Origin of the sequence: Synechococcus sp. R8-2, from assembly GCF_047461715.1 — a bacterium.
GTDB lineage: Bacteria > Cyanobacteriota > Cyanobacteriia > Thermostichales > Thermostichaceae > Thermostichus.
In genome coordinates this window covers 1-3,029 of the sequence record NZ_JANSHQ010000241.1, presented here as the reverse complement: position 1 = coordinate 3,029, position 3,029 = coordinate 1, and the positions used below count along the sequence as shown (strand labels likewise).

Annotated in this window: 2 protein-coding genes; both read right to left on the bottom strand. The window is 54.8% G+C overall.

Annotation, left to right across the window (positions count from 1 at the left end; translation table 11 throughout):
• Window positions 1–1,895, bottom strand: a 1,895-nt coding sequence (locus tag NW819_RS06430; RefSeq protein ID WP_414413249.1) for a DUF1796 family putative cysteine peptidase, incomplete at its 3' end; no start/stop codon positions are given.
• Window positions 1,896–2,216: 321 nt separating this feature from the next.
• The coding region (locus NW819_RS06425; RefSeq protein ID WP_414413248.1) for a sensor histidine kinase at window positions 2,217–3,029 on the bottom strand (813 nt) is incomplete at its 5' end.

Here is a 3,029-nt window from a genome sequence, read left to right as displayed (position 1 = left end):
TCATGGCCAAAGGAGAGGCCCGTCCACTTGCTGTGGTAAATTCGCCGATCTTCAGGACTGTAGTGCAAATATTGCGGATCCCACATGCCCTGAAACTCGTTGTGGATCATATCGGCCACATCAGCCAAATTGCTGGTGCGTGTCAAATCAAAAGGAAAGGCAGGCCCGTCATATTCCAACTTGTAGAGCAGCATTCGCACCGCGCAGCGATCCCCTAACGGCACAATGGCAACACGATGAATATCGGATAATTTACAGGTGTATTCCAGCAGCATGACCGATCCAGGAGCAGCCTTTACCCGGCTTTCGAGGCCGCCTTCCCCGATCATCAGGGTTCGGAAGAGAGCTTCCCGGTGGCTCGGATCTTCGTAAACACCCATCGGCATGGCTTTGAGAGCGGCCCGCACTTCCTTCCACATGGGGTGGATGTTGTACTCGTGATTGCTCTGGTTGATCACGCACAGGCGAGGTATGGGATCAGAAGAGCCTTCTGAGGATCCACTGAGCTTGAGAAGGATCAACGATCCATCCTCGAAGATTGTTTCTACTGATTCCGAGGAAAAGAACTGAGCTATTGGGGAGAAGACCAGATCGGCATCTGCAGGAACGGAGAGGATGGTTTGCACCGAACCATCTTCTTGTACGGAAAGGGAATATAAGGTAGCATCCCCTAGCCTTTCATCGCTTTTGCCAATATACAGACCCGGCTGTAGACCTGCTTTTTGGAAAGCGGCTTGCAAAGGTTGCCAAGTGGGCGTGATGGTGTAAGGGTAGGGAGTTATATTCACGATGCGAAATTGGTTTTTGCCTGTTTCTGCAGTCACCCAAAAACCATGCTCCTCTTCAAAAATGACCTGCTCCCCAATGGGTTGAGGGAGCTTGCCACGAGCCGAGCTAACTTGGCTGGGATCCAGAAGAGAGAGATCGATGGCCTCAAACATGACCTGATGACCCTTGGAATTGGGGTGAGCTGGGTCAAAAGCAAGGTCTGGTTTCCAGCGGCCCTGTCCATCTTCCAAATGAGGCAGCCAATTGAACACAGGGCATCCCCAGTCGAGCATTCTCTGCTGAGTTTCTTGCAAAAGAAGATGCTGTTCTGGGCCGTAGTTTGCATGGGGATAAACCCCTCCCAGAACTGGCAAGGCTCCAATGTCTTGAATTCGCTGAATTAGCCGCTGCAGGCCGTTTTCAAACCGCCTCTGCAGGGCGCGGCGATGCTGGGGCAAGGCCGATACCAAGCCTTCATTTCCCAAGGACAGGGCAACAATAACGACATCAGGACGTTCAGGGATCACCGCCTGCTCAAACCGCAACAGAGTTCGGCTGACATTGGCCCCCAATTGGGAGAGATTTCGCACTTGATGGCCATAGCGTTCTTGCAGAGCTTTCTGCAACAGCCAAGCCCAACCTCGCAACAGCCAAGCGCTGCACCCCAGGGCAACGGAGCTGCCCAAAATGACGACTTTTAGCCCTTGCGGATTTTCCGGTTCGACCTCAGGAATGGGATCGGCAAAATAGCCGTAAGGATAGGCAGGGATCTGGCCAAACTCCCCATCCTCGACAATCAAAACTGCCGGCAAAGGTTCTGGTTCAAGGGGCACCCAGCGATTGACAGCGGTGGATTCCCAAATCACTTGCCCACCGGCTTGCACGCGCAGATATCGGTACTCCACTCGAGGAGTTTCTTTTAAACATCCACTGTAGGGTAACAGCGGGCCGGGCGCGCCATCTGCCGGGCTCAACGGCAACTCTACCCACCACAGCGGATAATGAGCGGGATCCGTCTGCAGCCAAATGCAATGGCAGGGATCCCAGGAGCCCAATTTTGTGCTGGATCCCACCAAGGCAATTCTCTCGCCCGGCTGGGTGATGGCACGAACCTGGAAGCGATACATAACGTTTTCCTGGCACAGGATTCAATGGAAAATTGTGGGGCTGCGCGGGCGGACTGCACTCACTCATCACCCAATCAACAGCTCAGCAGCCGGCTGAGAAGGGCAAGAGCCTGGGAGCTGATCCCATCTCTGCCGTTTTATCCGGGAAAAAGAGAAGTTCTTAAATCTGGAAAGGAAAGATCTCTAGTACCCAAAAATGTACCCAAAAATCCAGTTCAACTGGGCCAATACGGTTCTTAATACAGTTCTGAATAAAGACTCAGTCAATCTTGGCTTAAAGCTAGCATATTGACCGAGGGCTGTCTGTTTTCCAGAGCACTTTCAGACCCTCTCTGGGGTACAGATTTCCAACTGTCGCTGCGGCAAAATGACCTCAAAGCTGGATCCCTGGCCCAGCTCGCTCTCCACCTGCACCTGACCTTGATGCTGTTGGGCAATGCTTTTGACGATCGCCAGCCCCAAACCTGACCCCGAGAGGCGACCGGGATCCCCGCTGCGAGCCGGATCTGCTCGATAAAAGCGATCGAACACATGGGGCAGAGCCTGAGGCGGGATCCCTGGCCCGGTATCTTGTACCCGTACCACCAGCTCTGGGGATCCAGAGCGCAGCCGCTGCTCCAGCCTCACCTGCACCTCTCCTTGGGGGGGAGTGTGGAGAAGGGCATTTTCGATCAAGTTGGTAAACAGGCGGGCCAATTGATCTTCATCTCCCCAAAAGCCGAAGGGATCCACCTGGGCGGGAGAAGGTTCCGTCCCGCTCTCAGGGGCAGCAATATCCAGCTGCAAGCGGATCTGTTTTTGGTTGGCCAAGCCCTGCAGCTCTTCCACCACCTGCAGCAGCAGAGCATCCAGCGCACAGCAACGGGGTTGGAAAGGCACCATACCGCTGTCGTGGCGGGCCAGAAACAGCAGGTCATCCACCAGACGACCCAGCCGTAAACACAACCGCTCCACCATCTGCCAGCGCTGCCGGGTGTCGGCATCCAATTGGGAATCCGCCAAAGCCACCTGTACCGCGGTTTGAATGCTGGCCAAGGGGCTGCGCAGCTCGTGAGAGGCGTCGGCGGTAAATTGCTTGAGCTGCTGATAAGACTGCCGGATGGGTTGCATGGCCAAACCGGAGAGCATCCAGCC